The organism is Pseudomonas sp. NPDC098740 (assembly GCF_044760065.1).
Lineage (GTDB): Bacteria > Pseudomonadota > Gammaproteobacteria > Pseudomonadales > Pseudomonadaceae > Aquipseudomonas > Aquipseudomonas rossensis.
This window is the reverse complement of sequence record NZ_JBIWAM010000016.1, coordinates 49943-75602: the sequence shown is the minus strand read 5'-3', so window position 1 is coordinate 75602 and position 25660 is coordinate 49943. Positions and strand designations below refer to the sequence as shown.

Genomic DNA, 25660 nt, shown 5'->3' with positions numbered 1-25660 from the left:
CATTGGGCCTTCGCGCCCACCCGGCAACCACGCCAGTCAAAAACAATAAGAACAGGTGAACCCCTATGCCTAGCGATCAAGCCAGCGTGCAGCCGGCTACCTCCTCTGTCGACTTTGAAAAAGTCGGCTCCGACTATTTCCAGCAACGGGAACTGAAAAAAGGTGCAGCAGGCTGGGTCCTGCTAGTGGGCCTGGGCGTGGCCTACGTCATCTCCGGCGATTACGCGGGTTGGAACTTCGGCCTCGCCCAAGGTGGCTGGGGCGGTATGTTTCTCGCCACGTTGCTGATGGCGACCATGTACCTGTGCATGTGTTTTTCCTTGGCGGAACTGTCTTCCATGATTCCTACCGCGGGTGGCGGCTACGGTTTTGCCCGTAGCGCATTCGGGCCGTGGGGCGGGTTTCTGACCGGGACCGCGATCCTGATCGAATACGCAATCGCCCCGGCGGCGATCGCGGTGTTTATCGGCGCCTATTGCGAATCACTGTTCGGCATCGGCGGCTGGATGATTTACCTCGCGTTCTACATCATCTTTATCGCCATTCACATTTTCGGGGTCGGCGAAGCCCTGAAACTGATGTTCGGTATCACCGCCGTCGCCGCACTGGCGCTGGGCGTGTTCCTGGTGTCGATGGTGCCGCACTTCAACGTCGCCAATCTGCTCGACATCCCGGTGACTGACGCCAAGGGCGCCAGCAGCTTCCTGCCCTTCGGCTACGTCGGCGTGTGGGCGGCAATTCCTTACGCGATCTGGTTCTTCCTCGCTGTCGAAGGCGTGCCGTTGGCAGCAGAAGAAACCAAAAACCCGAAACGCGACCTGCCCCGCGGATTGATCGGCGCCATGCTGGTGCTGGTGAGCTTTGCCCTGCTGATTCTGGTAATCGGGCCAGGCGGTGCCGGCGCCAATGCACTGCTGACCTCGGGTAATCCGTTGGTCGAAGCATTGAGCAAGGCGTATGGCGGCTCGACCTGGATGGGCCACTTCGTCAATCTGGTGGGCCTGGCCGGGCTGATCGCCAGTTTCTTCTCGATTATTTACGCCTACTCGCGGCAGATCTTCGCGTTGTCCCGCGCCGGCTACCTGCCGCGCAAACTGTCGGAAACCAACAAGAGCAAGGCCCCCGTACTGGCGCTGATTATTCCCGGCATTATCGGGTTCGGCTTGTCGCTGACCGGTCAGGGGGACTTGCTGATTCTGGTGGCAGTGTTCGGCGCGACCATTTCCTACGTCTTGATGATGGCGGCGCACATCACACTGCGCATTCGGCGCCCCAAAATGGATCGCCCATACCGCACGCCGGGCGGTATCTTCACCTCGGGTGTAGCGCTGGTTTTGGCTTGCATCGCCGTGGTGGCGGGTTTTCTGGTAGACCCACGCGTGGTGATTGGCGCTGCGATCATCTATGGAGTGTTAATTGCTTACTTTGCTTTCTACAGTCGGCATCACTTGGTAGCAGGCACGCCCGAAGAAGAATTCGCGGCCATTCAGAACGCTGAAAAAGCCCTGCACTAACGGCCAGAAAACACGGCGCAGGCCCTGTCTGCGCCGTCACGGAGAATCTGTATGGCAAGTTTTGCTCACACGGTCGGCGCCCAGACCTACCGTTTCGACAGCCTCAAGGACGTCATGGCCAAGGCCAGTCCGGCGCGTTCCGGGGACTTTCTGGCCGGCGTCGCCGCCCTCAACGATGGCGAACGGGTTGCCGCGCAGATGGCCCTCGCCAACATCCCGCTCAGCCACTTCCTGCAAGAAGTACTCATTCCGTACGAGGCCGATGAAGTCACCCGACTGATCATCGACACTCACGACAAACAAGCATTCGCCGCCGTCAGCCACCTCACCGTCGGCGGCTTTCGCGACTGGCTGCTCAGCGATGCCGCCGACGAACAGAGCCTGTGCGCCCTCGCGCCAGGCCTGACTCCGGAAATGGCCGCCGCCGTGTCGAAGATCATGCGCGTGCAGGATCTGGTGCTGGTCGCGCAGAAAATCCGCGTGGTCACCCAGTTCCGCGGCACGATGGGCCTGCGCGGTCGGCTATCCACCCGCCTGCAACCCAACCACCCCACCGACGAACCGGCCGGTATCGCCGCGAGCATTCTCGACGGCCTGCTGTATGGCAACGGCGACGCGATGATCGGCATCAACCCGGCCACCGATAGCATCGCCTCGATCTGCGCCATGCTGGAAATGCTCGACGCGATCATTCAGCGCTACGAGATCCCAACCCAGGCCTGCGTGCTGACGCATGTCACCACGTCCATTGAGGCAATAAATCGCGGCGTTCCGCTGGACCTGGTGTTTCAGTCGATCGCCGGCACCGAGGCGGCCAATGCCAGTTTCGGTATCAACCTGAACGTGTTGCAGGAAGGTTACGACGCCGGATTGAGCCTGAATCGCGGGACGCTGGGCCAGAATCTGATGTATTTCGAGACCGGCCAAGGCAGCGCCCTGTCAGCCAACGCCCACCACGGCATCGATCAACAGACCTGCGAAACCCGCGCCTACGCCGTTGCGCGACATTTCAAACCGTTCCTGGTGAACACCGTCGTAGGATTCATCGGCCCGGAATACCTCTACAACGGTAAACAGATCATCCGCGCCGGCCTCGAAGACCACTTCTGCGGCAAGCTCCTGGGCGTGCCCATGGGTTGTGACATCTGTTACACCAACCACGCCGAAGCCGACCAGGACGATATGGATACCCTGCTGACCCTGTTGGGCGTGGCCGGGATCAACTTCATCATGGGCATCCCCGGCTCCGACGACATCATGCTCAACTACCAGACCACGTCGTTCCACGACGCCCTTTACGCCCGCCAGACGCTGGGCCTGAAACCGGCGCCGGAATTCGAACAATGGCTGGCGAGAATGGGCATTTTCACCCAGGCAGACGGCAAGATTCACTTCGGCGACAGCCTGCCGCCGGCTTTCCGCCAAGCGATGGGGCAACTGGGATGAGTGTTGAAATGGACAAACCACCTGCTGACCCAGAGAACCCGTTACTGGAACTGCGCCGCCTGACACCGGCACGGATTGCCCTTGGTCGTACGGGCACCAGCATGCCGACCAGCGCGCAGCTGGACTTCCAGTACGCCCACGCTCAGGCGCGGGATGCGGTGCACTTGCCGTTCGACCATGCGGGGCTCAGCTCACAACTGGCTGAACGCGGGCGTGCCAGTTTGCTGCTACACAGCGCCGCTACGGATCGGAACAGTTATTTGCAACGCCCCGATTTGGGGCGAAAGTTGAGTGGTGAGTCGGCGCAGGCACTGCGCGATTACGCAATGGCCAATCCCGGCGGTGTCGATCTGGCAATTGTCGTTGCCGATGGGTTGTCGGCGCTGGCCGTTCATCGCCATACCCTGCCGTTTCTGGCGCGGATGGAAGATCAGATTGTGAGTGACGGCTGGTCCGTCTCACCGGTCATTCTGGTGGAACAGGGTCGGGTCGCCGTCGCCGACGAGATCGGCGAACTGCTGGGTGCGAAAATGGTGGTAATCCTGATCGGCGAACGCCCTGGCCTCAGTTCCCCGGACAGCCTGGGGTTGTATTTCACCTACAATCCAAAGGTCGGGCTGACGGATGCCTATCGCAACTGCATCTCCAACGTCCGACTCGAAGGTCTGAGTTACGGCATGGCGGCACACCGTTTGCTGTATTTGATGCGCGAAGCCTGCCGGCGGCAGTTGTCAGGGGTCAATCTGAAGGACGAAGCCCAGGTTCTGACACTGGAGTCGGACGCTGGAGCAGACATGAAAGGTAATTTCCTACTGAGTCTGCCGGATGCCTGAACCGTTTCCGCATTGCGTTTCTGATTCAGTTTCAGGCAGGATCGAAACACGGCTGCCCGAGTGAGAACCGTTCGCCGTCACAGTACGTGAAGACAGCCACTTGAAGACGAGACCTACCATGCGGATTATTCAAGCGACCCTCGAACACCTGGACCTGTTGACCCCGTTGTTCGTCAAATATCGCGAGTTTTATGGCTCCCTGGCTTATCCGGACTCGTCCCGGGCGTTCCTTGAAAAGCGCCTGCGTCGCAAGGAGTCGGTGATCTACCTGGCCCTGGCCGATGACAACAGCAACAAACTGATGGGTTTCTGTCAGTTGTATCCGAGCTTTTCGTCCCTTTCGCTGAAGCGCGTGTGGATCCTCAACGACATCTACGTCGCCGAAGAGGCTCGCCGCCAGTTGGTGGCCGACAACCTCATCCGCACCGCGAAGAAAATGGCCAAGGAAACCAATGCTGTGCGCATGCGCGTTTCCACCAGCAGCAACAACGAAGTCGCGCAGAAAACCTACGAATCCATCGGATTCAAGGAAGACACCGAGTTCAAGAACTACGTGTTGCCGATCAGCGACGAACTCTGATCCGCATCGAACATTGTGGGAGCGAGCTTGCTCGCTCCCACAGGAATCGATTGCAACTCCAACCGGTATGGATCCATAGACATCCCCCGCTACAAACTCAACGCGCTTTTCACCTCTCAGCCCGTATAATGCCGACCTTTCCGGCTTGTAAGAAAAACTACACCCGTCTGTAGCCTTTCGCGAAGTCATCCGCACAGGCCTGCCGAGTCGGGCCGTCACCTCAGGTGCTCTCCATGGATTTCAACCCGCTCGACCTTATCCTGCATCTCGATGTTTACCTCGATTTGCTGGTAAACAACTACGGGCCATGGATTTACGCCATTCTGTTCCTGGTGATCTTCTGCGAAACCGGTCTGGTGGTCATGCCGTTCCTGCCGGGCGACTCCCTGCTGTTCATCGCGGGTGCCGTTGCGGCCGGTGGCGGCATGGACCCGGTGCTGCTGGGCGGCCTGCTCATGCTGGCGGCGATCCTTGGTGACAGCACCAACTATGTGATCGGACGAACGGCGGGTGAACGTTTGTTCAGCAACCCGAACTCGAAAATCTTCCGCCGCGACTACCTGCAGCAAACCCACGACTTCTACGACAAACACGGCGGAAAAACCGTGACCCTGGCGCGCTTTCTGCCAATCATCCGCACCTTTGCACCGTTCGTCGCCGGCGTGGCGAAAATGCCGTATCCGCGGTTCTTTGCTTTCAGCGTCCTCGGCACCATCCTGTGGGTCGGTGGCCTGGTGACCCTCGGTTACTTCTTCGGCAACGTACCGTTCATCAAGCAAAACCTGTCGCTGCTGGTCGTGGGCATCATCCTGCTGTCGTTGGTACCGATGATCATCGGCATCATCCGCAGCCGCTTCGGCAACGCCGCGTCCAAAACTCACTCGCGCTGATTCACCATGTGGTCCCTTAGCGCCTGGCGTCGCCGACGCATCCTGGCCAAGCATCCAATTGCCGACGACATGTGGCAGCGGGTGCGCCATCACTTGAGTTTTCTCGATGGCATCAGCGCCGCCGAAGACCAGTGGTTGCGCGAAGCCAGCGTGCTGTTCCTCGAAGACAAGCACCTGACCGCCTTGCCCGGCGTCGAACTTCACCAAGAGCAACGCCTGCTGCTGGCCGCCCAGGCGCAATTGCCATTGCTCCATCTGGGCGATCTGAACTGGTATCAGGGTTTCCACGAAATCGTCCTCTATCCCGACGACTTTCTCAGCCCCCAGCGCCATCGCGACGCCAGCGGTGTCGAGCACGAATGGGACGGCGAACACAGCGGCGAAGCCTGGCAGCAAGGCCCGATCATCCTCGCGTGGCCCGGCGTGATGGCCAGTGGTGGCTGGGAAGGCTACAACCTCGTGATCCACGAACTCGCGCATAAGCTCGACATGCTCAACGGCGACGCCAACGGCCTGCCGCCACTGCACGCCGACATGCGGGTCAGCGACTGGGCCAAGGTCATGCAAGAGGCCTACGACGACCTTGATCGGCAACTGGACCGCAATCCCGACGCTGACACCGCCATCGACCCGTACGCTGCGGAAAACCCCGCCGAGTTCTTCGCGGTCACCAGCGAATACTTCTTTAGCGCCCCGGATTTGCTGCACGAGGCGTATCCTCAGGTCTATGAACAGTTGAAGCTGTTTTATCGTCAGGACCCTCTGGACCGGCTGCGGCAACTTCTGGCCGAAGACCCGGTCTATCAGGCACGCGACTAAGGTCTCTACGACCCTTGGATCGTGGCATCGGCGGCGGAATATGCCTATAATCGCCGCCACTTTTTGGTCAATCTGGCCAAGTGTTTTTGGTCAACTAACGGGGGCACCGCCCAATGAGCTACAGCAAGATTCCGGCTGGCAAAGACCTGCCGAACGACATCTACGTCGCGATCGAGATTCCGGCCAACCACGCCCCGATCAAATACGAAATCGACAAAGACAGCGATTGCCTGTTCGTTGACCGTTTCATGGCCACCCCGATGTTCTACCCGGCCAACTACGGTTTCATCCCGAACACCCTGGCTGACGACGGTGACCCCCTCGACGTGCTGGTCGTGACCCCTTACCCGGTTGCTCCAGGTTCGGTCATCCGCGCCCGTCCGGTCGGCATCCTGCACATGACCGACGACGGCGGCGGCGATGCCAAAGTCATCGCAGTCCCACACGACAAGCTGTCCCAGCTGTACGTCGACGTGAAGGAATACACCGATCTGCCACCTCTGCTGCTGGAACAGATCAAGCACTTCTTCGAGAACTACAAAGACCTCGAAAAAGGCAAATGGGTGAAGATCGAAGGTTGGGGCGACGCAGAAGCCGCTCGCACCGAGATCATGAAGTCGGTTGCTGCCTATAAAGGCTGATAGCCGCTTCTCACGAACGGCTATAACGAAGAACCCCGGTTGATCCGGGGTTTTTTGTGGGCGTTTGAATATCATGTTCAACAGCACATTTAACTGGCGGGCAAGCCGGTTTTTCTTGTTTAATTTTTACAAAAGACGTCTTACATCAGGACTTAAATTTCACGCCAGATTTGAACGTTTTGTTGAATCAAAGCCTTATGCCGCACGGCTAGACTCGTGTTTATGAAAAAGAACAAAACCTGCGGCCCACGATTCAGAATGCTCCTGAAAGACTTACAAATCACGACAACGAGATTTGCCGAATTCCTGGGTATTTCCGACCCTCAAACTGTCCATAACTGGTATACCCGCGGAGTTCCTGACTACCGCATGGAAGATGTCGCCAGAAGACTGTCCGTGAACACTGAATGGCTGAAAACCGGCGAAGGACCGCAAGACGCCAGGGCATTGCATCTGATCGACGCATCCGGCAACACCTTCGACGCCCAGTCAATCCGGGGCACCTATCGGGTCATCGACCCGGTCGATATCGAACTACCCTTTTACAAAGAAGCGGCCACCGCCCCCGGCTCCGACAAAACCCATGTCATCAAAGACCCGAGCGAATCGATCCGCCTGCCGCGCAGCGATCTTGACTCCCTGGAAATCAACCACGCCGATGCCATTTGCGCCCGCATGGTGGGCAACAGCATGGCCGAAAGAATTGAAGATGGCTCCATCGTCGCCATCGACCGCGGGCTCACGCAAATTGTCGATGGAGAGATTTACGCAATCGAGCACGACGGCATGTTGCGCATCAAATACCTGAGCCGGGTACCAGGCAACGCGATACGCATGCGCAGCCACAACAGCTCCGAATACCCGGATGAAGTCTTCAGACCTCCACAAATCGAAGAACAAAACATAAGGGTTCTGGGATGGGTGTTCTGGTGGTCGACCCGGAATAAACGCAGGCCGCCCGTACCTTTTCTGTAAACACATAACTTTGTAGCAGCTGGCGAAGCCTGCGTCCGGCTGCGCAGCAGTCGTCAATCCTGCAGGCACGGTCTGTCTGATTCTCCGCGTTGCATGGTTTTACGACTGCTCCGCAGCCGAACGCAGGCTTCGCCAGCTGCTACAAGTCACGGGATAGCTCTACCCCGCATGCCACGCTGGGAATTCTGCAAAAAAATCAGTATGCTGCGCCCCACATTTGCGCTCGACCCGCCTCGCGGCTCAGATCGCACCGACAAGGCAGATGATTTTCTCGCCAAGTCCCACAGCCGGACGCAAGATCCGGGTGTACGTTTTGAAGGCTGGCGCGGTTTACCAAAAATGATCCAAGCCAGTCCCCGAGAAGCCGGCCACAAGCCGGCTTTTTAATGTCTGAAAGAAAGCATGCCTGTCATCTGAAACTCTGAACGAGGGGTTGTCGGGCCAGCGCCGCAATTGCCACCGTAACGACAAACGTCATTACAGGTATTTCACCATGGCTTCCCTCAACATCCGCATCGACGATGATCTGAAGCAGCGTTCATTTGCTGAGCTGGAAAAGCTCGAGGTAACGCCTTCCGAACTCCTGCGCCAAACTCTTCAGTACGTCGCCGAACGCGGGAAACTGCCTTTCAAAGCAGCACTAATCAGCGAAGAGGATGAAGCCCTTATCGCCGTGGTCACCGAACGTCTTGCCGCCCCTCAGCGAGTCAAGGTAAGCCTGGATGACCTATACCCTCGAATTTGATCGTCCCCCTTTGAAAGAGTGAAACAAGCCAAGCGAAAGATGCGCAGGATCAAATCAATCATCAATGCTGACCTATTCTTGCATTCGGCAACAGAAGCCTAAAAGTAAGCAACGTCCCTTTCTTCTGAAGGAAATATCCTTGAAAGCCCAACCTGCTTGCGCACGATAAATGCGCTGACTAATCTTCGCGCTCCACCGAAAAACCATAAGGGATAAAAGCATGAGCGACACCCCCGCTAGCCTGAGCATGCCCCCCGACGGCTACGGCGATTGGCTGATCGATCTTAAAAGCCGCATCCATAATGCCCAGCAGCGCGCCACTCTGGCGGTGAACCGCGAGCTGGTGCTGCTGTACTGGCAGATCGGTCAGGATATTTTGACCCGCCAAACACAGCAGGGTTGGGGGACTAAGGTCATCGACCGCTTGGCTCAGGATTTACGCGCGGCTTTTCCGGATATGAAAGGGTTTTCCCCACGCAACCTCAAATACATGCGCGCTTTTGCTGGCGCGTGGCCGGACGGGAATTTGTGCAAGAGGTGCTTGCACAATTGCCGTGGTATCACCAGATAGCGCTTCTGGACAAATTGTCCAGTCCTGAAACCCGCCGCTGGTATGCCGCCCAGGCCATCGAGCACAACTGGTCGCGCAACATCTTGGTAATGCAGATCGAGACCCGTCTGCTGGAGCGCAGCGACAAGGCCGTCAGCAACTTCGATAGCCAGTTGCCCAAACCGCAATCCGACCTTGCCCGCGAATCACTGAAAGATCCCTACCGTTTCGACTTCCTCGGCTTGACCCTTGATGCTCAGGAGCGCGAGATCGAGAACGCTCTGGTTAAGCATGTCACCGACTTCTTACTGGAACTGGGCGCAGGCTTTGCTTTCGTCGGCCAGCAAGTACTGTTGGATGTAGGCGGTGACGAGTTCTTCATCGATCTGCTGTTTTATCACCTCAAGCTACGCTGCTACGTGGTGATCGAACTCAAGGCTGGCAAGTTCAAACCTGAGCATTTGGGGCAACTGAGTTTTTACCTCACTGCAGTGGATGCGCAACTCAAACATCCGCAGGACGGCCCGACCATCGGCCTTCTACTATGCAAGAGCAAGAACAAGGTAGTGGCCGAATATGCGCTGCGAGATAACGCGCGCCCTATCGGCGTGGCCGAGTACCAGTTGGTGGAATCCTTGCCGGCAGAGCTTCAAACCAGCCTGCCCAGCATCGAACAGATTGAGCGCGAGCTGGCCAGTGATGACGCCTTCATGGAGGACGAATCGCAATAATGGGACAACCAAGGATCGGGGACTGCAGCTACGTAAAAACGCTGCGGTCGCTTTATTTCACGCTCACGGATAACTAAACCCCTTTACCAACGTCAACTCCCCCACCGCCCGCATCGGCACCAGGAATGTCTCCATCTTCTCGTTCGGCGTCCCTTCCTCCGTTATCACCGTCACCTGCGCCGTCGTCAGCGGCTGAACCGCCTCCTCCTGCCCCTCATCATCACTGCGATACCCGCCTCCAAAGTAATTCACATAGACGAGGTATTGCCCTTTGATCGGCGCCGGCATGGCGAAGATTTCCGGGCCGTACCCGGTCGTCACGTCAACATCGAGCGCAGCACCGTTAGGAACAACGCGGTCGCCGTACCAGATGTGGGCGCCGTCGGGTGTGATGAGGTGCAAGTCGAGGTCCGTGCCGTCACTGTCCCACGCCAGTAGCACCCGCAACTTCGCCGGAGTGGCCCCGCCACTGGCGTTCAGAAATTGCGTGCGATGCCGTTGCTGGCCATCGGGGCTGCGGACTTCGACGCTGTTGCTGCCATTGGGGAATGAGAACGGACGATCAAAGCGACCAGCGGGGTCAATTTTCAGTGGCATGCTAACGCCGTTGACGATCAACCGGCCCGGCTCACCAGACTTGGGCGTCGCGTTGATCTGACCGGTGATGCGTGCAGTGTTGGCCTGCCCCACCGGGGTGTTCACCGAGGAGGCCGGGTAGTTAACGATCTGGCGAAAGTTTTCGCCTTCGCCTTCAGGCGCGCCAGTGCGCCAGCCGCCAACGGGTGTATCGAGTTCGGCGGCGAACGTCGTCGGCCATACGCAAAAGGAGCAGAGGAACAGGAAGACCTGTGGATAACGGAGTTTCATGGCCTATTCCAGCAAGAGGTGGCGGGCGAGCCCTTCGATGTAGGTTTCATCCTGGCCGTTGGGGTGTGCTTCGAAGGCCAGGTGCAGGTATTCGTGGGTCAGGTCGAGGCGGTCTTGCAGCGACAACACGCCGCGCACGTAGAGGCGCTGGCGTTCGCGGTCGACATAGGGGCGGCCGAAGGCCAGGTGGCAGACGGCGAAGGTGCTGACTTCGTTGTAGCCAACCTCGCTTTCCAACCGAGGACGCCAGCCTCGGCGTTGGTTCAGCAGCCAGTCTTGCGCGGCGGGGAGCGCTTCGCAGGAAGCGACTGGATTGTCCCAGCGGCTGAGGCTGGCGCGGGGATAGGCGTGGAGCAGGATGGCGTCGTAGCGTTGGCCGGCGTTGGCTTGTTCGACGGCTTGCTGCCAGGAGAGTTTGTCCGGGCCGGGCTCGTCGGAGTGGTAGGTGACAGTGCTGCCGGCGAGGACCAGGTCGCTGGTCCAGGCGGCGATGTTGCGTGATTCGGCGGTGGCTGGACGTGGGGCGACACGTTGCCGGCTGCTGCTGTCGTCGATGCTCAGGCAGTCGCCGTTGCGGGTAGCGTTTTGCAGCAGGTACGTGCGGATGGCGATGGCCAAAGCTTTGGCGGCTTCGGCGGGTTCGGGTCTGGCTTCGCGCTGGAGGACGCGGGCGACGTATTCTTCGCGGTCCAGACGGGCGATCAGTTTGTCTTTCACCAAAAACAGTTCGCCGTCGCTGTGGATATCGAGTTGGTTGCCGTTGGTGAATTCCACGCGGTAATCGCCCAGCAAGGGCCCGGACTCAACAACACGATCCCCCGCCAGAACGCGCCCGATGGGATAGCGTGAAAACAGCCCCACCTCGACACAGCGTCCCGCATTCAAAGGCCAATCCACCGGCAACACCGAAGCCAACGCCCCACCGTAGTTACGCAAGACCATTTGACTGGTCCCACGCCCACCAGCCCAAACCGGCGTGCCATCCACCGTCCACCCGGCAAAACCACCCTGACGCGACGAAGGGTCCTGATCCCCCAACCAGCTCCAGGTTTTCACCCGCAACCGGCCACCGAGTTCGCCCACGACATTGCCGTCAGCCGCATTCAACACCACATCCAGCAACACCCGCCGCGCTTGATCCTGCGCCGGCATCACAGCCAGCATTCGCAGCAACTCAGTCACTGAAACGCGCGTGGAAGGCTGCAACGAAGCCAAGTCCAGCAACCACTCCGGTGCCTGCCGCGCCTGCCAATACGCGCGCCAGTCAGCGCCATCAATGCCCAGCCGCTGCGGTTCAAAGTACAAACCGCACGACTGCACCAAGGCCTGATCGCGCTCAATCTTGCCGCCCGCCGTGCAGCAGTAAACCTCCTCTTTCGACTGACCCCGACATTCGTAAGCCGGCTCATGGGCATTGGTATCCAACAGCCAGCCGTACACAAACAACTTCCACACACTGCCCAGCGGAGTCTGCACATCAGTAGGCAACGGCTCGCGCGCGATCACCTGAGTCCGGCTCAACGACAGCAACTCACCTTTAAAAGCCAGCCGCAGCGGCTCCTCCTGCGCTGTCGCCAGCGCAGGGATCAAGCACAGCAGCCACCAGACCAGAGGTCGGGTCATGTCAGTTGACCGTGACCTGGCCGAGGGCCGGTTTCTGTTCCTGAGCCTGATGCTGCGGCGCGTAAACCTGAGTGAAACGCACCGGCGGCAGGTTGAACTGGCCTTTCTGCGAGAAGCGCACCAAATGACGCAGACGCAACTCGCCACTCAAGGCATCCACCGGAATCGCGTAAGCCATTTGCCCCGGCTCGAAACGCGCCTTCTCCAAAGCGGACGGTTCGGTGCCGGCCTTGCCCATGAGCTTGATGCCCCACGTGGTGCGTTCGACATCGGCACCTGGTGGCAGCGGCACTTCGAGCATGCCGTAGCGCAGCGGTTTGGCGACTTTGCTGGTGATGATCACTTCGTCCAGATACAGGCTGTCGCTGGACAACGGCTTGGTACCGACCGCTTCCAGTTTGAAGGTGAAGGCTTCGTCGCCCGGCACCAGACGCGACAGGCGACGGGTGATGGTCACGGCCATCGGATCAACCAGCGGTTGTTTGGTCTGGAAGCTCAAAGCCGCTCGCAACGGACGCTCTTGCGCACCTGTCAGCGACAACACTGCTGGCACTGGCGAAGCCCCCTGCCACGTCCAATAAGTCTCACCGGTATCACCGAACTTTTTCTTCCAGCCCTCACCCGGTGCCAGAGCGACGGTGGGCGAAGCCTGCTCGATGCTGCGTTGCAACCAGCTCAGCGCCAATGCGCGTTCCAGGGTCGATTGCTGTGGCAACAGACGTTGCAACAACGCTTGCGCGTGAGCCTGATCAAAGGCTTGCAGCGACAGGTTCAAGGCTTCGGCAAACGGCTGCGAACTGACCGCCAATCGTTGCTGCGCGTCTGGCAATTGACGATTGAATGCGTCCGGCAGAGTCACCTTCGATTGCTTCGCCAAAGAGGCCGTCAGCGCACGAGCGGCCGCCACACCCAGCGCCGAATCTGGATCGCTCATGACGATGCTGTCTTCGCCATCGTCCATCAGGTTCGCCGCATTGCCCTCGCCCGCTTTCGACAGATCATCCATCAAACCGCTGAGCAAAGTGTTCACCGGTAATTGCATCTGTTTGGCGAACGACAGGATCAGCGCTCTCTGCAACAACGGCGTGTTTTTGGCCTGTTTCGAATAGACCTCCAGCACCCGCTGCCAATGCTCCGGCGGCAGGCTCAGCTCCAGCGCTTTGCTGGCGTGCCAGTCGGCGTAGTAAGCGTAAGCCGTGAGGAACGCATCCGGTTCACCGTCCATGCCCCACCAGGTGAAGCTCGCCGAAGGCCCGGCCATTTGCACCAGCCGCAGACGGCTGTTCTGCATGATCAGGCGCAAGCGATCGCGGATCTGCGGATTCGACGACAAGGTCGGATACGCGATGCTCAGCGGCAGCAAACGACTGGCCGTTTGTTCGACGCCGCCGTACGGATAACTCAACAGATCGTCGAGCGCCGAGCGGAACAGCGCTTGCGGACTGTCGTCCAGACGCAGGCGAATATCCGTGGCATCTGCCGGCAGAGTCAGCGGCGTATCACCGCTGGCCACGTCCAGGCTTTGGCTCTGGGTCACCTGCCAACCTTCGCCGGTCGCGGTCAGCCGCACAGCCAAGGCATCAGCCGTTTTACCGTCCTGCACCAGCTCAGCCGACCACTCGCCACTGGCCAGCGCGAACGCCGGCAGCGCGATGTAGTTGATGCCGTTATTCAGCGTCACCGGCACCCTCTGTTCGGTACCGCCGAAATGAATTACCAGCTCAGCCTTGACCGGTTTTTCCGCTTGGCTGAAAGCAAACACACCCAGATCAGGTTTGTCGCCAGCGCGGAACTTGGTGGGTCCGCTCCACTTCAGGTACAGCGGTTTTTCCGAGCGTACGAATTGCTTCTTCTGCCCGACCTGACCGTCATCGGCGATGGCCCGGGCGGTGATGCGCCAGCGGGTCAGCGAGTCCGGCATCTTGAAGGTGAAGCGGGTTTTGCCGTTGGCGTCGGTGATCAATTCCGGCTGCCACGCGGCAGTGTCGACGTCTTCACGACGCGGCCGCTCCAGCACTTTCACGCCCCGCTCGCTGCGATTGGCTTTGCCCGGCGCGCCTGGGCTGCCCGGCAATGCCACGTCGTAGCTGATGAACGACAGACTGGCGCTGGTGCGCACGTTGTTGCGGCGCGGGTGGTAGAAAAACTGGTCGATGGTCGGCGCAACTTCCGGTTGCAACGCGTAGACCATTTCGTCCACCACGCTGACCGTCAGGTGCGCTGGAACAGGCTTGCCAGCGAACTGCGTGGTCAAGTCCACCGACACGGTATCGCCCGGCTGATACGACTCTTTGTCGGTGGCAATCGCCACGTCGATCTGCGGCGCGATCACCTTGATGCCGGCGTTCTGGAAGCTGTACTGACCACCCTTGGTGTAGAGCACGGAGAAGGTCAGGTTAGGTGCGAAATTGTCCTTCACCGGAATCCGCGCGCGGTATTGGGTCTCGCTGAGTTTTTCCATCTTCAGCCAGTCGCCGCCCTTGGACAGCAGCGCTGTGGCCTCAACCTTGTCGCGCTCCAGCGACAGCAGTGCGTCGATGATCGGCTCAGGGAACGTGATCAATGCGAGGGCTTCGTCGCCGGCCTTGTACTCGGGTTTATCGAGGACGACTTCCACGGTGCCCGGCACGGCTTTGACGCCGTCGCCAGTGACCGAATGACCGGTGGCACCCACCACGCGGCCATGGTCATCCTTCAACGTCAGGTTGTAAGTACCCGGACGGTCGAAGGCCAAGGTGAAGCCTTTGTCTTTCGCAGCGAGTTTGCCCTCGCCGGTGGTCTGGTCTTCCAGGCGCACCCAGCTATAACTGCTCGGCGTGACCCCTTTGCTTTGCTCGCTGCCGCCTTCATTCAAATAATTGAACGCAACCTTGTCGCCCACCGCGCTAAAGCGCTGAGGCGCGCGCAGGCTGAAACTCGCCGCGCCGCGGTCGATGAGGATTTCCTTGGTGGTCTTGACCCGATACGCCGCGCCGTCGCTGGCAAACACGGTGAGCATGTAACGGCTCGGCTTCTCGGCAGCTGGCAGATCCAGCGTCGCGTTGCCCTTGGAGTCGGTGGTCAGTTCGGTGCTGGTCAGCTCCACCGGGAATTGCCCGAGGTATTGCAGCTCGTTGTCGACCATCGACAGTTGTTGGGCCCGCAGGCTCAGGGTCAACTTGGCGTTGGCCACCGGTTTGCCGTCCGGGTACAGCAGCACGAGGCTGCCCTTCACGGGTTCGCCGGTGCGGTAATCCTGCTTGGCCAGGTTCAGGGAAATCTCGAAGTGCGGCTTGATGTACTCGGCGACACGGAAGGCGCTGCTGTAGGTCTGATCCTTGTAGCTGAAACGCAGCTCATAACCGCCCGCGACCGCGTTGTCCGGCAACTGAAAGCGGCCTTGAGTGCCAGCCTTGGAATCGAGTTTCAGCGCCAGCGATTGCAGCGCCGTGCCAGTGGCATCGAGCACGGTCACGTTGACGTCGGCAGCGGTCGGCAGCACAGAGTCGCGGGCGTTCTTGAACTCGCGCCCGACGATCTTCAGCGACACCCAATCCCCCGGCCGGTACAGCGGCCGGTCGGTGAAGGCATAGAGTTTGGTGTCGTAGATTTCGCTGTCGTAATAGAAGTTCTCGGAGACAAACACCCCGCCCTCTTCGTCCTCGCCAATCACGAACGAACGCTCCGGGCTGACGTGTTTCAGACGCAGCAAACCATCGGCATCGGTGGCGCCACTGCTCATCACGCCGAGGCCATCGGTCCACAGCACATTCACCTTCGGCACCGAACTGCCTTCGTGTTTGCGCGCGGCCCACACCAGCAAATCATCACCGGCAATCTTGCTCACGGCTACGGTGTTGGAGACGAAGACCATGGTGGTCGCACGGTATTTCCCAATCAGTGCTTCGACCAGGTACAGACCCGGCTTCAGGTTGCCCAACGGGATGTAAACGTTACCCGGCGCAACGCTGACGAATTCGCTGGAAGAACCGGCGAGGTTCACGCCCTCGGGCGGCTGGATCGGTTTGGCTTGCCACAGCGGATAACGGAATTGACTGACCACCGGCAAGCCCGGAATCAGCGCGAATTGCGGCTGAGCATCGTAGGGCGTTGGCGCGGCCATCGCGGTGCCCATCTTCAGTTCTGGCACTTCCTCGGTGACTTGCTTACGCGATTCGTAGGAGAACGCTCGCTGCATCACACGACGGGATTTGCGGTACCAGTTGTCCCACAGGTACGCGAGGGTGTTCGACAGGCCTTCGCCCTTGAACTGGCCGTCGCTGACCACGCGGTGCAGGTTCTTCTGGCGCTTGAGGAAATCCAGCGGCTTGTCGATGCGGTACACGCGAATGTCGGCGCCGCCGTAAGGCTCCATGCGGAACCGACGATAATCGCGGCCCGGTGCTTCGAGGCGAACCATCGCCTGTTCGTCGCTGGCAAAACTGCTGTCGGCCAGCAGGAAAAAGCTTTCACCGGCCACCGGCGTGTAACCGCTCGGCTCGACGGTGTCTTCGGCGTTCACCGCCGACAGAGGCAGAAGCAGCGCCAGCAACAGAGGCAGTTTTGAACAGATACGCAACATGCGGGCACCGATCATTGGGAGAGAAAGTTCAGTCGATAGACGCCGATGAAGTTGGGGTTGGCTGCGTCGGGTATCCATCGGGTGTCCTTCCATGTCATGAGTTGCTGCAGGCTCGCGGAGCGCATGCCGTTATCAGTGGGGGTGGTGGTGCCGGTGTGATAGGCGATGAAGCGACCCATCCAGATCATCAGGTGCTGGTCGTCGCCCTGATCGAAAAACATCAGGTCGCCGGGCCGGGCTTGCGCCAGATCGCGGCCGACCAAATGGCTGTTGAACTGGATCAGTTTGATCGCGTTGACGTACGGCCCGACCTTGCCACCGCCCTGCTGCCATTGCTGGGCGAGGCCGCGTTGCGCCTCGCTCAGTTGCAGCTCTGGCGGCAGGTAACGGTTGGACAGGCCATTGCTGCGCAGCCATTTATCGTCATGGACTTTCAGCGCTTCGTTGGCGGCGAAACGGACCAGGCCGGCGCAATCCTGCTGATACCAGCGCGGGCTCGGGCCTTGGGTCAGTTGTTCCTGAGCGATGCGCACGAACCAGGCGCGGAACACCTGGGATTGCTGCACGTCCAGTGGCGGCGCCTCAGTGGCAAATGCCCGGGTGCCCAGCAGCAACGCCAGCAGGCCAAGGCCTCGGATAAGTGCGGTCACAGGGCTTTCCATTCCAGCGGCAGCCATTGCCAGTGGCCATCGGGTTCGCTGCCTTCCGGAAGCGTCAGTGCGTACTTGCCGTAACCGCCGAGCTTACGCAGTTTGGGGATCAGGTTGGTTTGCGCCGCGTTGTAGAACACCGGTTCCATGTCTTGCGGCAGGCTGTCGAGGGTTTCCTGTTGCATCAGCTGCGCCATGGAATCAGGGCCGAAGTAGACCGGCATCAGCAGGTCTTTTGGCACCACGTCGGCCATCGGCGGGAAGCGTTTGTCGAGGGTGCCGAGGGCCTTGTCGACCAGTTTGTCGTCGAGGGAGAACAGCAGCGTCGAGCCGTGGCGCGCGAGGCTGACTTTCATGAACGCTTTGCCGGTGATCGCGTCCGGGTTCTCGGCATTCTTGGCTGCGTAAGGGCCGAAGTTGGAGCTGACCTGACGCTGCCATTGGTGGGTTGGGCCTTCCTGTTTCTCGACCACCGGGAACGCGTGTTCTTCGACGTTGCCTTCGTAGGCGCCGACCATCGAGCCGAACAGATTGCCCAGGTCGACGTCGAGTTTGGCGCTGTCGTCATCGTTCAGGCTGGCCACTAACAGCGGCGTGTACAACCGCGAATCAGCGTACCAGCAGAGGCCAGCGGCACCGGCCATGTGTTCGGTCAGAGCCTGGGCCACCGACTCTTCGGCACCGAGTTTCACCAGCAGCGGTTTTTGGTGTTCGGCAGCGAGCGGCAAGGCTACGCAGGCGCTGGCGCCCATCGGCATGGCTTGCCAGATCGGCTTGAAATCGAAGTCCGGCTGGTCGTCCAGTTCGTCCATGGCGAGGAAGCTGTGCCAGCCCTTGTCGTCCATGTCGAAGCGCAGCCCGGCGAAGTTCGGGATGAAACGCTGATACCCCATGGCCAGGACGCTGGAATTGACCGACAGGCGTTGTTTCACCTCAGGCGTGCGCGGTTGCAGGCCGAAGGCTTCGGGGAAGAGTTTGTCGCCGTTGAGCAACGCGGCGATGGCCTTGGTCGAAACGCTGCCTGGCTCTTGCGATGAGCCGCTTTGCGGATCGTAGAGTTTGGTCGGGTTGGACAGCACCACCAGTTTGTCGCCGTGGGAGGCGAACACCAGGGCTTTGCTGGCGTTGTAGTTGAGTTGATAAAGCGCCACATCGTCGGCGCCGACTTTCACGTCACCGAGCTTGGTTAGCTGCGAATCATCCAGCGCCACTTTGGCCAGCGGCTCCAGCACCTTGGCCAGTCCACCGCGATCCATCACCAACAAAAAGTCTTTCAGGCGACCATCCGCTCCACGCCACAGCGCCACGTCTGCCGGTTGATCGAAGAGCTGCTCGATCAGGCTGTCCTGCAATTTCAGGTCATGTTCGTAAATGATCCGCCGCAGACTGCCGATCAAGCCGAGGCGATCGGCGTGCGCTTCGTAATAGAAGACGAAATCTTCGGTCAGGGTTTCCTTGAGGAACGGCACCGCCAGCAAGTCCTTGGGCAACTGGCTCAAGGAGTGGGTTTCGAGCAGACCGTCCGGCCGGCTCATGCCCAGTTTGTCGCTGGCCAACTCCGCCGGGGGCGCCTTGGGTTTGTGCATGAACCAGCCCAACCCGGCCGCGACGCCAGCCACCAGGATCAGCCCGACCAGCAGCGCCGGCCAGCGGCGAGGAGTTTTGGCTGCAGGCGTTTCGGCGGCCGGAGAAACAGTGTTATCGCTCATGTTCACAAAGCCCAATTCATCCGTGGTGCGGGATGCTTAATAGTTGAAAGTCTTGACCAGCAGCAGGTCACCGATGGCCCGCAGGGGCACGATGAAGGTCTCGCGTTTTTCGTCGACGGTGTTTTCGTTGAGCACCAGATTGATCTGCGAGGTGATCACCTCGTTCTGGTTGCTGGTCTCATCGAAGTTATAGCCGCCACTGCCGAAGTTGCCCCAATAGTTCACGTAAACCAGATAGGTGCCATGCATCGGCGCGGTCATGGTGAACATTTCCGGGCCGGGGCCATCGACGCCGTCCGGGTCCAGACCGCCGCCGTTGCTCATCGCCGGGCGAGCCCAGAACGCGTGCTGGCCGTCGGGAGTAATGATGTGCAGGTCGAGCTCGGCCTTCGGGTCATCCCAGCCCAACACCACGCGAATCCGCGCCGGGGTGCGCAGGTTGTTGGCTTCGTAGAATTGAACGCGCTTGAGCGATTGGCCTTCGGAGCTGCGTACTTCAACGCTGTTGGAGCCGGCGCCGAACGCATACGGCCGGGCGAAGCGCCCCTGGTCGTCGGTGTACAGATTCAGGGGGTTGCCGTTGACGGCCAGGGTGTGCGGCCCTCGCTGAGTGCCGATGGCCTTGAGCTGGCCCTGAATCATGGTGCGATTGCGCTGCACACCGCGATCGATCGGTGGCGTGGGATAGGCGACTTGAGGATTTTCACTGCGGTCCAGCAGGCCGGAATAACGCCAGCCACCCACCGGTTCCGACACCTCGGCCGAAGGCTCGGCCCAGGCCGCGGCCGCGCAGACGAGCCCCATCAGCAATAGAAGAAATGAACGCATGTGACGCCTCCTGCCATGCATAACGAAACCTTGCGCCCGATCCTCGGCGCGTTACAGATCCAAAAACTGCGTTTCGTCAGAAAGACCCATGACTGTTGGGTCGTAGAAGGCGCGAAGATTAGCCATTCGGCGGTTTTTTAACAATCGGATACATCTATATTTGCGGTGGGATTCACGGTGATTGCTGGGCGTGAGCCGAATAGCGAGGTTATTCGGCTCACCAAATGAGCCGAATAAACCGTTCCGTCAAACCGTTATGCGATTTGTAGCAGCTGGCGAAGCCTGCGTTCGGCTGCGTAGCAGTCGTCAATCCTGCGTGCACGGTATGCCTGATGTACCGCGAGTTCTGGTTTTACGACTGCTGCGCAGCCGGACGCAGGCTTCACCAGCTGCTACATAGTGTGTTGCTGCTGAAACCAGTGGCCGAAACACCCTGCTCATTTGCCCATAACCCCCATGTCTGCTAGTGTCGCGCCGGTTTAACGTCAACCGGAAATAGCCGCCATGGCCCGCAAAAAAGCTGCACTGGATTTCGAACAATCTCTCGCTGACCTGCAAACGCTGGTGGAGCGTCTGGAGAACGGCGAATTGTCGCTGGAAGACTCGCTGACGGCTTTCGAGCAGGGCATCGGTCTGACCCGCGATTGCCAGGCGGCTCTGGCCCAGGCCGAGCAAAAGGTTCAAGTGCTGCTCGAGCGTGATGGCGAGCTGGCCGAGGAACCCTTCGAAGCGGATCAGCCAGAATGATTGCAGCGTATTCGGCGACCAGCCAAGCCCGCGTCAATGCTGCACTGGAAACCCTGTTCAACCCGCCGAGCGCTGAGCTCGCCCGCCTCTATGACGCCATGCGCTACAGCGTGATGAATGGCGGCAAGCGTGTGCGTCCGCTGCTGGCCTACGCCGCGTGCGAAGCACTGGGTGGCAAGGCTGAGCAGGCCAACGGCGCGGCCTGTGCGGTGGAGCTGATCCACGCTTACTCCCTGGTGCACGACGATTTGCCGGCGATGGACGACGACGATCTGCGTCGCGGCCAGCCGACCACTCACAAAAAATTTGATGAAGCTTGCGCGATTCTGGCCGGTGACGGTTTGCAGAGTCTGGCCTTCAGCGCCCTGCTCGACCCTCGCCTGAGCACCTCGGACGCTGAAATCCGCCTGCAAATGGTCAGCGCTCTCGCGTTGGCCGCAGGCCCGGCCGGTATGGTCGGCGGTCAAGCCATTGACCTCGGTTCGGTCGGTCTGAAACTCGATCAAAAAGCCCTCGAATACATGCACCGGCACAAGACCGGCGCGCTGATCGAGGTCAGCGTCAAACTCGGCGCCCTGGCCAGTGGTCGCGCCGAGAAAGACGAACTCAAGTCCTTGCAGACTTATGCACAGGCCATTGGCCTGGCGTTCCAGGTGCAGGACGACATTCTCGACGTCGAAAGCGATACCGAAACCCTCGGCAAACGCCAAGGCGCCGACATCGCACGCGACAAGCCGACCTATCCGGCCCTGCTCGGCCTCGACGCCGCCAAGGCCTACGCCCTGGAACTGCGCGATCAAGCCCTGCATGCGCTGCGACCGTTTGACGCGGCGGCCGAGCCGTTGCGCGATCTTGCCCGTTATATCGTCGATCGGCGTAGCTGACGGCGTATCCGCCAAAAAATACCAACGCGTGGGCAGGGGGCGATGCATCAGGTAAACTGCCGCATCTTTTATACCTATAACGATTCGCCTGATGCCCACGACGTTTCATGAGATTCCCCGCAAGCGCCCGACCACGCCCCTGCTCGACCGTGCCAACACGCCGGACGGCCTGCGCCGGTTAGGCGAAGCCGAGCTGGAAACCCTGGCCGATGAGTTGCGCCTGGAATTGCTCTACACGGTCGGTCAGACCGGCGGGCATTTCGGTGCCGGCCTGGGCGTCATCGAGCTGACCATCGCGCTGCATTACGTGTTCGACACCCCGGACGACCGGCTGGTGTGGGACGTGGGTCATCAGGCCTATCCGCACAAAATCCTCACCGGCCGTCGCGAGCGCATGGGCACCCTGCGCCAGAAGGACGGCGTCGCGGCCTTCCCGCGTCGTTCCGAGAGCGAGTACGACACCTTTGGCGTCGGTCACTCCAGCACGTCGATCAGCGCAGCGCTGGGCATGGCCATTGCCGCCCGCCTGCAAAACAGTGATCGCAAGGCGATTGCCGTGATCGGCGATGGCGCACTGACCGCAGGCATGGCGTTCGAGGCGCTGAACCATGCGCCGGAAGTGAACGCCAACATGCTGGTGATCCTCAACGACAATGACATGTCGATCTCGCGCAACGTCGGCGGGCTGTCGAACTATCTGGCGAAGATCCTTTCCAGCCGCACTTACGCGAGCATGCGTGAAGGCAGCAAAAAGGTCCTGTCGCGCCTGCCCGGCGCCTGGGAAATCGCCCGTCGTACCGAAGAGTACGCAAAAGGCATGCTGGTGCCCGGCACGCTGTTTGAAGAGCTGGGCTGGAACTACATCGGCCCGATCGATGGCCACGACCTGCCGACCCTGATCGCCACCCTGCGCAACATGCGCGATCTGAAAGGCCCGCAGTTCCTGCACGTCGTCACCAAGAAAGGCAAAGGCTTCGCCCCGGCGGAAGTCGACCCGATCGGCTACCACGCGATCACCAAGCTCGAACCACTTGACGCTCCGGCCGCCGCGCCGAAGAAAGCTGGCGGACCGAAGTATTCCGGTGTGTTCGGTGAATGGCTATGCGACATGGCCGCGTCCGATCCGCGTCTCGTCGGGATCACTCCGGCGATGAAAGAAGGCTCCGACCTGGTGGCCTTCAGCGAGCGTTTCCCGCTTCGCTATTTCGATGTGGCGATTGCCGAACAACACGCAGTGACCCTTGCTGCCGGCATGGCCTGCGAAGGCGCGAAACCGGTGGTGGCGATTTATTCGACGTTCCTGCAACGTGGCTACGACCAATTGATTCATGACGTCGCAGTGCAAAACCTCGACGTACTGTTCGCCATCGACCGCGCTGGTCTGGTGGGCGAGGACGGCCCGACTCACGCGGGTAGCTTCGACCTGTCGTTCCTGCGCTGCATCCCCGGCATGCTGGTGATGACCCCGAGCGACGAAAACGAACTGCGCAAAATGCTCACCACCGGCCACCTGTTCAACGGCCCGGCGGCGGTGCGTTATCCGCGCGGCTCTGGCCCGAACGCGACGATCGAGAAAGACCTCGAACCGATCGAAATCGGCAAGGGTGTGGTTCGTCGTCAGGGCAGCAAAGTCGCCCTGCTGGTGTTCGGCGTGCAACTGGCCGAGGCGCTGAAAGTCGCCGAAACGCTGGGCGCAACCGTGGTCGACATGCGCTTCGTCAAGCCACTCGATGAAGCACTGGTTCGCGACATCGCCGGCAGCCACGAGCTGCTGGTGACCATCGAAGAGAACGCGATCATGGGCGGTGCCGGTGGCGCCGTCAGCGAGTTTCTCGCCCGCGAAAACATCCTCAAGTCGATGCTGCACCTGGGCTTGCCGGACAGTTACGTCGAGCACGCCAAGCCTGCGCAAATGCTGGCCGAATGCGGGCTGGATGAGGCCGGGATCGAAGCGTCGGTTCGTGAGCGCCTGCAACTGCTGAGCCTCTAAACGCGATCCCCATGTAGGAGCTGCCGAAGGCTGCGATCTTTTGATCTTGACCTTCGGCGGCTTCAAATCTGAAAAAAGCAAAATCAAAAGATCGCAGCCTTCGGCAGCTCCTACAGGGGGCATGCGTCGTGTCTGAATTCGCCCCGGATCATCCATGAAACTCTCCCCCTTCGCCCTGACGCTGACCCTGCTGCCGGCCGGCCAACTGCTGGCCAACACCTTCGAACGCGATCAGGCCCTGAAGCTTCCCGACGTGCTGATCAGCGCCAACCGTCAGGTCCAAGCACGCAATGACAGCAGCGCCGCCAACACCGTGTTCACCCGCGAAGACATTGACCGCCTGCAACCGGGCAGTGTCACTGACTTGCTGCGTCGTGTGCCGGGTGTGCAGATCGGGCAAACCGGTGGGCGCGGCAGTCTGCCGGGGATTTACATTCGCGGCACCAAGTCGGCGCAAAGCCTGGTGCTGGTCGACGGCCAGCGCATCGGCAACGCCACCTCGGGCGACAGCAACCTGCAACACATCAACATCGAACAGGTCGAGCGCGTGGAAGTGTTGCGCGGCTCACGCTCGGTGATTTATGGCAGCGATGCGATTGGCGGGGTGATCCAGATCTTCACTCGTCGCAGCGGCGAGCAAGGCCTGCAACCGCGACTGCACGTGGGCTTTGGCAGCAACCAGACCTGGGAACGCAGCCTCGGGCTGTCCGGCGGCGACGAGCAGACCCGATTCAACCTCGGCGCCAGCCTCGATGAAACCGCCGGAATCAATCGCACCCGCGAGTCCTATCCCAGCGACGGCGATCATGACGACTACCGCAACCAATCGGTGAGCTTGAGCCTGAGTCACGCCCTCACCGATGACATCGAAATCGGCGCCAACCTGCTGGATAACCGCGGCAAAAGTGAGTTCGACAATCCGTTCGGCCGCTTCGACATGGACACGTTCGAGTCAGTCCAGCAACAGCCCTACAGCGACTTCGCGGTGAGCAGCGTCAGCAGTTACGTCGATGCGCGTATCAATGACCTGTGGAAAACCCGCGTCGAGTTCGGCCACAGCGAAAACCGCGAGAAGACTTTGGACAAGCTCAGTGACGAACGCAGCGTGTTCAACACTTACCGTGATTCGGTGAACTGGCAGAACGACCTGACCCTCGACGAGCGCAACAGCCTGATCCTCGGCGGCGACTGGTACGAGGACCGGATCAACAGCAGCACGCCATTCGACGAGGACAGCCGCTGGAACCGTGCGGCGTTCATTCAGCATCACTACCAGTCGGATAGCTTCTCCACCGAACTGGGCCTGCGCCGCGATCAGAACCAGCAGTTCGGCGGCCAGAACAGCTGGAGCGGCACCTTCACCCTGCCGCTGAATCCGGACAACGATGTGCTGCTGACCTACAGCGAAGGCTTCCGCGCGCCGACGTTCAATGATCTGTATTACCCCGACTTCAGTAATCCGGACCTGAAACCCGAGACCTCGAAAAGCTATGAGCTGCAATGGCGCAGTCAACTGACCGACACCGCTCGCCTGGAAGCTTCTCTGTACCGTACGGACCTGGAAGACGCGATTATTTTCGGTAGCAACTCACGGCCGCAGAACGTGGCCTCGGCACGGATCAACGGATTCGAAGCGGCTTTGAAACAGGAACTGTTCGGCTGGCAGAGCAACCTCGGCGTGGCGATCATCGACCCGCGGGACCGCGACAGCGGACACACCCTGGCTCGGCGCGCGCGGCGGACCTTGAGCCTGGATCTGGATCGGCAGTTCGACCGGCTAGGGCTCGGCGCCAGTTGGCAGGCCGTGAGCAGCAGCTACGACGATGAGAACAATCAGCAGCCGTTGGGCGGGTATGCGCTGCTGGGGTTGCGCAGCAGCTGGGAATTGAATCGTGAGATCAAGCTTGAGCTGAAGGTCGATAACTTGCTGGGCAAGGGTTACAGCCGCGCGCTGTACAGCCATGACGGCAGCCAGTATGGGTATCGCGAGGAAGGTCGGGCGTGGATGTTTGGGGTGACCTGGACGCCGGAGCTCTGATCTGAAACCAGCGGTGTTTGGGCTGGCCTCATCGCGAGC

Annotated in this window: 21 protein-coding genes and 1 pseudogene; 16 read left to right on the top strand and 6 right to left on the bottom strand. The window is 60.1% G+C overall.

The genetic code is table 11. From position 1 onward, the window contains the following. Positions 1 to 65 precede the first annotated feature (65 nt). The 12 genes and pseudogenes from eat (at position 66) to ACIQU2_RS19930 (ending at position 9724) form a co-directional block, all read left to right on the top strand. The gene (gene eat, locus ACIQU2_RS19985; RefSeq protein ID WP_074871226.1) at positions 66 to 1514 is read left to right on the top strand and encodes an ethanolamine permease; all 1449 of its coding nucleotides are present in this window, start codon (positions 66 to 68) and stop codon (positions 1512 to 1514) included. 51 nt (positions 1515 to 1565) lie between these two features. Then, positions 1566 to 2960, top strand: coding sequence for an ethanolamine ammonia-lyase subunit EutB (locus tag ACIQU2_RS19980; RefSeq protein ID WP_403143517.1), 1395 nt, complete (start codon positions 1566 to 1568; stop codon positions 2958 to 2960). Between the two features lie 8 nt (positions 2961 to 2968). Further along, on the top strand, positions 2969 to 3793 hold the full coding sequence (gene eutC / locus ACIQU2_RS19975) for an ethanolamine ammonia-lyase subunit EutC (protein ID WP_347803413.1): 825 nt from the start codon (positions 2969 to 2971) through the stop codon (positions 3791 to 3793). Between the two features lie 118 nt (positions 3794 to 3911). Next, complete coding sequence (locus ACIQU2_RS19970; RefSeq protein WP_347803414.1) at positions 3912 to 4373, top strand: GNAT family N-acetyltransferase; 462 nt, start codon at positions 3912 to 3914, stop codon at positions 4371 to 4373. 233 nt (positions 4374 to 4606) lie between these two features. Beyond that, a complete protein-coding gene (locus tag ACIQU2_RS19965) occupies positions 4607 to 5263 on the top strand; it encodes a DedA family protein (protein WP_403143515.1) in 657 nt (218 codons plus the stop codon). A gap of 6 nt (positions 5264 to 5269) precedes the next feature. Then, positions 5270 to 6082: a zinc-dependent peptidase gene (locus ACIQU2_RS19960; RefSeq protein ID WP_403143514.1), complete on the top strand. Its 813-nt coding sequence runs from the start codon at positions 5270 to 5272 to the stop codon at positions 6080 to 6082. 113 nt (positions 6083 to 6195) lie between these two features. Continuing rightward, positions 6196 to 6723: an inorganic diphosphatase gene (ppa, locus tag ACIQU2_RS19955; RefSeq protein WP_028620880.1), complete on the top strand. Its 528-nt coding sequence runs from the start codon at positions 6196 to 6198 to the stop codon at positions 6721 to 6723. 222 nt (positions 6724 to 6945) lie between these two features. After that, positions 6946 to 7698, top strand: coding sequence for a S24 family peptidase (locus tag ACIQU2_RS19950; protein WP_403143512.1), 753 nt, complete (start codon positions 6946 to 6948; stop codon positions 7696 to 7698). Between the two features lie 168 nt (positions 7699 to 7866). Next, a complete protein-coding gene (locus ACIQU2_RS19945; RefSeq protein WP_403143510.1) occupies positions 7867 to 8085 on the top strand; it encodes a hypothetical protein in 219 nt (72 codons plus the stop codon). A 106-nt stretch (positions 8086 to 8191) separates the two neighbouring features. Then, positions 8192 to 8443: a type II toxin-antitoxin system RelB/DinJ family antitoxin gene (locus ACIQU2_RS19940; protein ID WP_403143508.1), complete on the top strand. Its 252-nt coding sequence runs from the start codon at positions 8192 to 8194 to the stop codon at positions 8441 to 8443. 220 nt (positions 8444 to 8663) lie between these two features. Next, positions 8664 to 9073, top strand: a pseudogene (locus ACIQU2_RS19935) (DUF1016 N-terminal domain-containing protein); the annotation flags it as partial. Between the two features lie 30 nt (positions 9074 to 9103). Then, on the top strand, positions 9104 to 9724 hold the full coding sequence (locus ACIQU2_RS19930; protein ID WP_403143563.1) for a YhcG family protein: 621 nt from the start codon (positions 9104 to 9106) through the stop codon (positions 9722 to 9724). A gap of 63 nt (positions 9725 to 9787) precedes the next feature. Here the strand turns inward: ACIQU2_RS19930 and ACIQU2_RS19925 are convergent, their stop codons facing one another. From ACIQU2_RS19925 to ACIQU2_RS19900, 6 genes are read right to left on the bottom strand one after another with little or no spacing between them, the layout of a single operon-like run. After that, the gene (locus ACIQU2_RS19925) at positions 9788 to 10591 is read right to left on the bottom strand and encodes a YfaP family protein (RefSeq protein ID WP_403143506.1); all 804 of its coding nucleotides are present in this window, start codon (positions 10589 to 10591) and stop codon (positions 9788 to 9790) included. Positions 10592 to 10594: 3 nt separating this feature from the next. After that, complete coding sequence (locus ACIQU2_RS19920) at positions 10595 to 12214, bottom strand: DUF2300 domain-containing protein (protein WP_403143504.1); 1620 nt, start codon at positions 12212 to 12214, stop codon at positions 10595 to 10597. A gap of 1 nt (position 12215) precedes the next feature. After that, entirely contained in the window at positions 12216 to 16790 is a 4575-nt protein-coding gene (locus ACIQU2_RS19915) for an alpha-2-macroglobulin family protein (protein ID WP_403143561.1), read from the bottom strand. Further along, on the bottom strand, positions 16787 to 17437 hold the full coding sequence (locus ACIQU2_RS19910) for a DUF1175 domain-containing protein (RefSeq protein WP_403143502.1): 651 nt from the start codon (positions 17435 to 17437) through the stop codon (positions 16787 to 16789). The genes ACIQU2_RS19915 and ACIQU2_RS19910 overlap by 4 nt, the downstream gene beginning before the upstream one ends. After that, on the bottom strand, positions 17422 to 19134 hold the full coding sequence (locus ACIQU2_RS19905; RefSeq protein WP_403143501.1) for a DUF2138 domain-containing protein: 1713 nt from the start codon (positions 19132 to 19134) through the stop codon (positions 17422 to 17424). Before ACIQU2_RS19905 ends, ACIQU2_RS19910 begins: the two co-directional genes overlap by 16 nt. A gap of 36 nt (positions 19135 to 19170) precedes the next feature. Further along, positions 19171 to 19962: a YfaP family protein gene (locus ACIQU2_RS19900; RefSeq protein WP_403143499.1), complete on the bottom strand. Its 792-nt coding sequence runs from the start codon at positions 19960 to 19962 to the stop codon at positions 19171 to 19173. Between the two features lie 504 nt (positions 19963 to 20466). On the opposite strand from ACIQU2_RS19900, the gene ACIQU2_RS19895 reads away from it, so the two are divergent. From ACIQU2_RS19895 to ACIQU2_RS19880, 4 genes are all read left to right on the top strand, one after another. Next, on the top strand, positions 20467 to 20709 hold the full coding sequence (locus ACIQU2_RS19895; protein ID WP_056743654.1) for an exodeoxyribonuclease VII small subunit: 243 nt from the start codon (positions 20467 to 20469) through the stop codon (positions 20707 to 20709). Beyond that, positions 20706 to 21593, top strand: coding sequence for a (2E,6E)-farnesyl diphosphate synthase (ispA, locus tag ACIQU2_RS19890; protein ID WP_347805383.1), 888 nt, complete (start codon positions 20706 to 20708; stop codon positions 21591 to 21593). The genes ACIQU2_RS19895 and ispA overlap by 4 nt, the downstream gene beginning before the upstream one ends. A gap of 91 nt (positions 21594 to 21684) precedes the next feature. Beyond that, positions 21685 to 23583 carry a 1-deoxy-D-xylulose-5-phosphate synthase gene (dxs, locus tag ACIQU2_RS19885; protein WP_403143496.1) on the top strand — a complete coding sequence of 633 codons (1899 nt, stop codon included), beginning with the start codon at positions 21685 to 21687 and terminating at the stop codon, positions 23581 to 23583. A gap of 154 nt (positions 23584 to 23737) precedes the next feature. Continuing rightward, positions 23738 to 25621 (top strand): TonB-dependent receptor domain-containing protein, encoded by a 1884-nt coding sequence (locus ACIQU2_RS19880; protein WP_403143494.1) that lies wholly within the window; start codon positions 23738 to 23740, stop codon positions 25619 to 25621. The last annotated feature ends 39 nt before the right edge of the window (positions 25622 to 25660 follow it).

Bases quoted from the DNA above. Each gene is read 5' to 3' on its own strand.
- ACIQU2_RS19925 (WP_403143506.1), bottom strand. From the start codon at position 10,591: ATGAAACTCCGTTATCCACAGGTCTTCCTGTTCCTCTGCTCCTTTTGC.
- ACIQU2_RS19910 (WP_403143502.1), bottom strand. From the start codon at position 17,437: ATGGAAAGCCCTGTGACCGCACTTATCCGAGGCCTTGGCCTGCTGGCG.
- ACIQU2_RS19960 (WP_403143514.1), top strand. From the start codon at position 5,270: ATGTGGTCCCTTAGCGCCTGGCGTCGCCGACGCATCCTGGCCAAGCAT.
- ACIQU2_RS19905 (WP_403143501.1), bottom strand. From the start codon at position 19,134: ATGAGCGATAACACTGTTTCTCCGGCCGCCGAAACGCCTGCAGCCAAA.
- ACIQU2_RS19915 (WP_403143561.1), bottom strand. From the start codon at position 16,790: ATGATCGGTGCCCGCATGTTGCGTATCTGTTCAAAACTGCCTCTGTTG.
- ACIQU2_RS19980 (WP_403143517.1), top strand. From the start codon at position 1,566: ATGGCAAGTTTTGCTCACACGGTCGGCGCCCAGACCTACCGTTTCGAC.
- ACIQU2_RS19970 (WP_347803414.1), top strand. From the start codon at position 3,912: ATGCGGATTATTCAAGCGACCCTCGAACACCTGGACCTGTTGACCCCG.
- ACIQU2_RS19895 (WP_056743654.1), top strand. From the start codon at position 20,467: ATGGCCCGCAAAAAAGCTGCACTGGATTTCGAACAATCTCTCGCTGAC.
- ACIQU2_RS19920 (WP_403143504.1), bottom strand. From the start codon at position 12,214: ATGACCCGACCTCTGGTCTGGTGGCTGCTGTGCTTGATCCCTGCGCTG.
- ispA (WP_347805383.1), top strand. From the start codon at position 20,706: ATGATTGCAGCGTATTCGGCGACCAGCCAAGCCCGCGTCAATGCTGCA.
- ACIQU2_RS19900 (WP_403143499.1), bottom strand. From the start codon at position 19,962: ATGCGTTCATTTCTTCTATTGCTGATGGGGCTCGTCTGCGCGGCCGCG.
- ppa (WP_028620880.1), top strand. From the start codon at position 6,196: ATGAGCTACAGCAAGATTCCGGCTGGCAAAGACCTGCCGAACGACATC.
- eat (WP_074871226.1), top strand. From the start codon at position 66: ATGCCTAGCGATCAAGCCAGCGTGCAGCCGGCTACCTCCTCTGTCGAC.
- ACIQU2_RS19965 (WP_403143515.1), top strand. From the start codon at position 4,607: ATGGATTTCAACCCGCTCGACCTTATCCTGCATCTCGATGTTTACCTC.
- eutC (WP_347803413.1), top strand. From the start codon at position 2,969: ATGGACAAACCACCTGCTGACCCAGAGAACCCGTTACTGGAACTGCGC.
- ACIQU2_RS19950 (WP_403143512.1), top strand. From the start codon at position 6,946: ATGAAAAAGAACAAAACCTGCGGCCCACGATTCAGAATGCTCCTGAAA.
- dxs (WP_403143496.1), top strand. From the start codon at position 21,685: ATGCCCACGACGTTTCATGAGATTCCCCGCAAGCGCCCGACCACGCCC.
- ACIQU2_RS19930 (WP_403143563.1), top strand. From the start codon at position 9,104: ATGCAGATCGAGACCCGTCTGCTGGAGCGCAGCGACAAGGCCGTCAGC.
- ACIQU2_RS19945 (WP_403143510.1), top strand. From the start codon at position 7,867: ATGCCACGCTGGGAATTCTGCAAAAAAATCAGTATGCTGCGCCCCACA.
- ACIQU2_RS19880 (WP_403143494.1), top strand. From the start codon at position 23,738: ATGAAACTCTCCCCCTTCGCCCTGACGCTGACCCTGCTGCCGGCCGGC.
- ACIQU2_RS19940 (WP_403143508.1), top strand. From the start codon at position 8,192: ATGGCTTCCCTCAACATCCGCATCGACGATGATCTGAAGCAGCGTTCA.